The organism is Pseudoclavibacter sp. RFBJ3, from assembly GCF_002931375.1.
In the GTDB taxonomy this organism is placed as follows: domain Bacteria; phylum Actinomycetota; class Actinomycetes; order Actinomycetales; family Microbacteriaceae; genus Pseudoclavibacter.
Window position 1 is genome coordinate 1 of record NZ_PSXZ01000037.1, and the last position, 6,054, is coordinate 6,054.

A 6,054-nucleotide genomic window follows, 5' to 3' on the forward strand; every position below is an offset into this window, starting at 1 on the left:
TGGCGGGCAGCGCCGAACCGTCCGCATAGAGCCCTTGGCTCGAGTTCTACGCCAGCACCCAACCGGCCAGCTGGGTGCCGTCGCTCGGTAACGATCGTTTTCGGGATGTCTCACGGCCGGCTGTGGCATCACGACCCGCTGTGACCACCTAATGGTGCGGGTGGTGCTGGGGGAGTGGCGGCTCTCAGGACCGCGCGAGCCCTTCGAGGTGAGTCGAATCCCGCAGATTCCGCGAGCTCCGCAAATGCAAGAGTGGTGTCTGGTCGAGTTCCGAGTAGAGCGCGGAGCGTGTCGACGCGTCGCTGCTCCAGCTCACGTCTCGCCGTGGTGCCCAGCAGAGAGAAGGCACGCCTGACGGTCCTGTCGTGCACTCCCAGTGCGGGTCCGATCGCGGCCGCGGTGAAGGCGGGGTTGTTCTTGTGATGCTCGATGACGAGCAACGCGTCACGGTAGACGTCCGTGGGGGAGCGTGATGCGGTCGAGGTCGGTGCGATGTTATCGAAGATCGCCGCGAGCAGGTGCTCGCTCGCACGCCCGGCGTGGATGGACTCGCCAACACCCGGGGTCGCGCCGATGAGGCCATTGGTGAGCCCTGCCGCGGGGGACCAGACTCCTTGATGGACCGGGATCAGTTCGCCCACGCGTTCTCGAACTCGGGGGTTCCGTAGCACCGTGGCATCGAAGCGCCACAGGTAGCGCGCGGTCGGCTCGTGGAGTTCGATGGTGGAGGGCTTCTCGCCGTCGAGGAAGACGATCTGATTCGCCTCATACGGGACCACTCGCCCGTCATGGGCGACTTCCCCGGCCCCCTCGATGGTGAGCAGGATGTACATGCTGTTGGGGGTGGGCACGGAGTCATAGGTGCCGTGTGGCGACCATGCGCGACCGACCTGGTAGCCGCGCTCTCCGACTCCCTCGATGCGCAGCGAATCGACGCTGGAGGTCGCTGCCCAACCAAAGGCCTTCAACCGTTCGTGTAGCGCTGCTGAACCGGGGGTTTCAGTCACAACCCGGAACAGTACGCAAGTGCGCCTGACGGTCCCCGGAAATGACGAAATTTTGACAGCCGGCCACTCGTTTTTGACAAGTCTGGGCGAAGCCGCCCGCAGGCACGCGCTGCGTGGAAAGCTCGCCAGCGCGGCGCTCCTGCCGCCGCGGAATGGCGTATCTGAGCGCTGATCCGGCCCGAGCACACCGGCTCGGTCAGTGCACGCCAACAGATTGAGACACGCATGAACGCCTCCCCTTTGAACTCCGCTGAAACACCCGACGCGTCGCCATCGCGTCGCACCATCGTGGCCAGCGCTGCCTGGTCCATCCCCGTGGTCGCCATGGCCGCGGCAGCGCCCGTCGCCGCGGCATCCACGACTGTGTGCCCCACACTGCCCGCGCTCAGCACTTGGACCCGCCAGTTCCCAGTCTCTGGAACCCCTGGACTCGGCTCCGCAGGTACCCGCAACGGCGCGCGCGGCGAAGAACTGTACGTGACCGCGGAAGCAGCCCCCAACACGGGCAACCTCGTCATTCGCTTCTCGACGACCATGAACGTTGTTGCGGGCACGACGTACAACTTCAACTTCAGCTACGGCTCGAACTACGGCAACTTCAACCAGGCGACATCGACCCGCGCTGCCGTGCGGCTCGACGTCGGACCCAACCCGACCACGATTTTCAACGGGTCCTCACGAGCGCTGGCTGGGAACACGACGCTCCCCAACAACACGGGAAACCCGTACACGAACTACGGCAACTCCAACCCATCGTTCACGGCAACCACCACTGGCTCCATCACCGTGGCCTACGTCTTCGTGATGACCCCCACAACCCCCACGGGTACCGTGCGCACGGACGACATCGCGATCACCCGACCGATCATCACCTGCTCCTAACAGTCTGAGCACAGCCCAACTCCCGGGCGCTGTCGTGATCGCCACGGTCGCCGCACGCTGGGGGGGTGTTGCTCCACACCGTAGACAATCGCGGTCCGCTCGCGAAAGCGGAACCGGGATACGAGACATGGGCAGCACGCACTTGTGGTGCACGGTCGTGTTGCCCATGGTTGTCCGGCTCGTTCCCTGACGGGGATTTCACGGGTACGAGCCGGATCTACCCCGTGGGCGGGGAACCTGGGGGTCCTTCGCCCACGGGCTGGCTGGGCCGTTGCTGCCGTCCGTGGCAGCGGCCCAGCCTCTTCACGTGCACGTCCGTGGACTCGAGCCACCCCCATACACACTTCACGAAACGAGACTGCCGTGGCGAACACCCAGCGCCCAAATCGAGACAGTCAGCCGCCGCAGCGCGCGGCTCGCAGAGCGCTCCTGACGGGCGCTGCTTGGTCCGTCCCGGTGATCGCAGCGACCATCGCTGCCCCGGCCAGCATCGCCTCACCACGCTGCCCGACGCTGGCACCAGCGAGCGCGTGGGTGTGGCAGACCCCGGCAAGTGGCACTCTCAGGACCAACAACAACGGGACCGCAACCGCCCGAACCGCCCCCAACGGGGCGGAGTTCTGGGTCACCCACGAAGCGGCCGCAGGCACGGGAGACGTGACAATTCGAGTCTCCACCACCCTGAACGTCAGAGCCGGGCAGACCTACCGATTCCAGACTTCCTTCGGATCGAACTACGGCAACCTGAACCAAGCAACCTCCACCAGGTCGACCGTGCGCCTCGACGTCGGCCCGACCCCAACCACACTCTTCCGCGGAAGCACGCGCCCCTCGACGGGCTTCACCACGATCCCAAACAACCCCGGTTACACGCACACCAGCCGAGGCACTGCCGCCCCGACCTACACAGCGGCCACCACCGGAACCATCACGGTCGCATACGTCTTCACCATGACCGCCACCAACGCCAACAGCCCGGCCGGAGACGACATCTCCATCACACCCCCAACCATCGTCTGCCTCTAGCCTGCGCTCTGAAGCCTGCCCACAACGTCCGTCTGCGCGAACCCTTCGCGCATGTGTGCTGCGCGCATTCCCGAACTCCTCCGGAGGACGCTACGGGCCTGCCGAGCCGACACGAAGCCGGCAGCCTCCGCAAAGTGCGCGAACGACCGCTCTGACTGCAGTTGCGACCCGAGCAACGAGCGAAGCGTGTCGACACGTCGTTTCTCCAGCTCCCACCGAGCCGTCGTACCGAGCATCGCGAATGCACGACGGACGGTGCGCTCGTGCAGGTTGAGTTCACGACTGAGGGCTGACACGGTGAATGCTGGATCGTTTTTGCGCTGCTCGATGACGAGCAGAGCATCCCGATACACCCCTTTGGGAGAGCGCGATGCGGTCGACGTGGGGGCAAGATTATCGAAGATCGCCGCGAGGAGATGTTCGCTCGCTCGACCAGCGTGGATGGAACCCCCGACGGTTGGCTCTGCGGTAATGAGCCCGTTCGTGAGGGCAGCCGCCGGGGACCAAACACTCCGGCGCACGGGAATGAGTTCTCCGACGCGCTCTCGCACGTGACGGTTCCCCAAAACCGATGCGTCAAACCGCCAAAGGTACCGAGCCGTGGGCTCGTGCAGCTCGATAGTCGACGGCCTCTCACCATCGAGGAACACAATCTGGTTCGCTTCATATGGGACCACTCGCCCATCGTGCGTGACCTCCCCGGCCCCCTCGACGGTGAGCAGAATGTACATGCTGTTCGGGGCAGGCAAAGATTCGTAGGTGCCGTGCGGGGACCACGCGCGCCCGACCTGGTAGCCGCGGTCTCCGACGCCCTCAATGCGCAGTGCATCCATGCCGGAGGTCGCCGCCCAACCGAACGCCTTCAACCGTTGGTGCAGATCCTCTGACCTGGGGATGTCAGCCATGAATCGGAACTGTACGCACGCATCCCTGACGGTCTTCGGTCAGCACTCGAAACGGACACCCCGAGACCAACATCGGACAAACACCCCTCGCCCTTCCCACTGCCTGCGGCGTGCGTGGAAAGCTCGCCAGCGCGGCGCTCCTGCCGCCGCGGAATGGCGCATCAGAGCGCTGATCCCGCCGAGCCCACCGGCTCGATCAGCGCACGCCTACAGATTGAGATCTCTCTATGCCGATTTCCCCCGCGAACCCCACTGAGGGCTCGAGCTCCCCTTCACGCCGCACCATCGTCGCCGGCGCTGCCTGGACAATCCCGGTCATCGCCGTAGCAACGGCTGCGCCCTTCGCAGCAGCATCCGCCAACTGCGGACCCGGCACGATCAACTACTCGAACGGGTATACCCGCACAAACACCACGAATGGGTCAGGAACTGGCACAACCACGGCCGGCGGTGAGATCGATTACACCGTGTCAGCTGTCTACGGTGCCCGGTTGACGCCGCCCGCCAACAACCTCACGGTGTACAACCCGGGCTCGGGGCCTTCGCAGCTCAACATCCTCGCCAACGGCTCGGCAACTGGCACCACGAGCACACAGCCCGACGCGCGGTACACGACCACGCTGACGTACAGCTTCGAGCGCCCTGTCAGCAATGTCGTCTTCACGCTTTGGGACGTCGACAGCGCCCAGTACGCCTCACCCGCAGGTGCCTTCTACAGCGAATGGGTTCGCGTCAACGCACCCGGTGTGACCGCGGCGCGAGGGTCCGGGCTCTCCGTCAACGCGCAGGGCTGGGTCTACCCAACGACCTGGGGCGACCGTGGCGCGACTGACCCGGCCTACGCAGTCACCTATACGGTCCCCGGCCCGGTCACCTCCTTCACAATCGAAATGTCACGACCAAACAACGGTCTCCTCACCACCCAAAGTGGCGGCATCGGCCTCAGCGGACTCACGTTCAACGTCCCCTGCTAGGTCCCGCCACATCGCAATACCCCGTAGCCGTTCGGTGAATCCACGACGGGGGTCGTGACACAACCGAACTCAACCGTCGACCGGTGTTCTGGGGATCACCCATCGACGGCCCCGGCTGGGTCGCTTCTCCCCGTCCGGAGAAGCGACCCAGCCACTTCAACGCCACCACTCACCCAATAGACCGTCTCGGAAGTCCTGGGGGGACAATCCGAGACTGGTGAACAGGACCATTTCGGGGGCCTGTTCACGTTGGTTCGCCTCGCTCACGGCTGGGGCGAACCAACACCCCAGGCATCAAGTTTCCAAAAGGAAACTAGATGCTAGGGTGACCGCATGACAGTTTCACCAGACCAGGGCGCTGCGCTCGACACAGCCACATCAATCGCAGCACAGGTCGAGCGCCACCATGGCCTCCCTCGCTGGTACGCCCTTGCGAGCACCCTCGTGTTTCTCTTCGGCGTGGGCATTGTGACCCTCGGTGTTGTCATCGGCTGGTTCGTTCCATTCCTGGGCGTCGTCGTCCTCACACTCAACGCCGCGTCCTTCCCGTTCTTGCTCGCCTCCTGGCGCATTCGAGGAGTGGTCCCCAAGGACGGACGTCTGGCCCGCAAGCGGTACTGGCTCGTGACCCCGGTCACTCTCGTCGCGATGTTCTTCCTCTGGCTGGTCGCCCTCACGGTGGAACCGAACCCGATGATGTGGGTCTGGGTCGCCATCGTGCTGCCCTTCACGCTGGAGCACATCAACCGGCTCTACCTCTGGCTCAAGCGATGAGCGCCGCAGACACCCCGGATGCTGTCGTTGACGACGTGTTCAGCAGCCTGCCGCGCCTGAAAGTGGCGGCATTCCTCGCCGGATGCGATGAGGCGGAGTTCAAAGTCATCTCCGACAGCACAGACACCGCCATGTCGGCACTCTCGAAAGCAGCCACCCACCTCGAAGGGATCGGGTATGCACACGTCAGGAAGGGACACGTCGGGCGCAGGTCACGCACGTGGCTGGCACTCACCCCAACCGGCCGGACCGCGTTCAGCCAACACCTTGCCGCACTGCAAGCCCTCACCAACCGAGCCCGCACAACAACGGGGATCGACGCGGTCAACCCTGGGGGGTGACCACACCGGGTTATCCACACGCTCGACGAGATGGGTCATGTCGCGAAACCCATGGGCGGTTTCTGTCGGTCGTTGCAACACCCCGATGAGCAAGGGGTGGGCGGATGCCGGCGAACAATGCTGCGCGGGAGCGCGAGCGAAAGTT

7 protein-coding genes are annotated in these 6,054 nt (G+C 64.7%); 5 read left to right on the plus strand and 2 right to left on the minus strand.

Annotated features, from left to right (window positions below):
* Nucleotides 1-128: 128 nt before the first annotated feature.
* The gene (locus C5E07_RS18965; protein WP_146080668.1) at nucleotides 129-1,007 is read right to left on the minus strand and encodes an AraC family transcriptional regulator; all 879 of its coding nucleotides are present in this window, start codon (nucleotides 1,005-1,007) and stop codon (nucleotides 129-131) included.
* A gap of 225 nt (nucleotides 1,008-1,232) precedes the next feature.
* Here C5E07_RS18965 and C5E07_RS18970 point away from each other — a divergent pair, with 225 nt between their 5' ends.
* Both C5E07_RS18970 and C5E07_RS18975 read left to right on the plus strand, forming a co-directional pair.
* Entirely contained in the window at nucleotides 1,233-1,889 is a 657-nt protein-coding gene (locus C5E07_RS18970) for a hypothetical protein (protein WP_146080669.1), read from the plus strand.
* A 456-nt stretch (nucleotides 1,890-2,345) separates the two neighbouring features.
* Nucleotides 2,346-2,915 (plus strand): hypothetical protein, encoded by a 570-nt coding sequence (locus tag C5E07_RS18975; protein ID WP_146080670.1) that lies wholly within the window; start codon nucleotides 2,346-2,348, stop codon nucleotides 2,913-2,915.
* On the opposite strand, the gene C5E07_RS18980 is transcribed toward C5E07_RS18975, so the two are convergent.
* The gene (locus tag C5E07_RS18980; protein WP_104301637.1) at nucleotides 2,912-3,820 is read right to left on the minus strand and encodes a hypothetical protein; all 909 of its coding nucleotides are present in this window, start codon (nucleotides 3,818-3,820) and stop codon (nucleotides 2,912-2,914) included. The genes C5E07_RS18975 and C5E07_RS18980 overlap by 4 nt on opposite strands.
* A 227-nt stretch (nucleotides 3,821-4,047) precedes the next feature.
* On the opposite strand from C5E07_RS18980, the gene C5E07_RS19315 reads away from it, so the two are divergent.
* From C5E07_RS19315 to C5E07_RS18995, 3 genes are all read left to right on the plus strand, one after another.
* On the plus strand, nucleotides 4,048-4,794 hold the full coding sequence (locus C5E07_RS19315) for a hypothetical protein (protein WP_146080671.1): 747 nt from the start codon (nucleotides 4,048-4,050) through the stop codon (nucleotides 4,792-4,794).
* Between the two features lie 333 nt (nucleotides 4,795-5,127).
* Nucleotides 5,128-5,568, plus strand: a complete 441-nt coding sequence (locus C5E07_RS18990; protein WP_104301641.1) for a hypothetical protein — start codon at nucleotides 5,128-5,130, stop codon at nucleotides 5,566-5,568.
* On the plus strand, nucleotides 5,565-5,909 hold the full coding sequence (locus C5E07_RS18995) for a transcriptional regulator (RefSeq protein WP_104301643.1): 345 nt from the start codon (nucleotides 5,565-5,567) through the stop codon (nucleotides 5,907-5,909). The genes C5E07_RS18990 and C5E07_RS18995 overlap by 4 nt, the downstream gene beginning before the upstream one ends.
* Nucleotides 5,910-6,054: the final 145 nt, after the last annotated feature.

Excerpts from the sequence above, each read along its gene's own strand:
- C5E07_RS18970 (WP_146080669.1), top strand. The coding sequence starts at position 1,233 with ATGAACGCCTCCCCTTTGAACTCCGCTGAAACACCCGACGCGTCGCCA.
- C5E07_RS18980 (WP_104301637.1), bottom strand. The coding sequence starts at position 3,820 with ATGGCTGACATCCCCAGGTCAGAGGATCTGCACCAACGGTTGAAGGCG.
- C5E07_RS19315 (WP_146080671.1), top strand. The coding sequence starts at position 4,048 with ATGCCGATTTCCCCCGCGAACCCCACTGAGGGCTCGAGCTCCCCTTCA.
- C5E07_RS18990 (WP_104301641.1), top strand. The coding sequence starts at position 5,128 with ATGACAGTTTCACCAGACCAGGGCGCTGCGCTCGACACAGCCACATCA.
- C5E07_RS18995 (WP_104301643.1), top strand. The coding sequence starts at position 5,565 with ATGAGCGCCGCAGACACCCCGGATGCTGTCGTTGACGACGTGTTCAGC.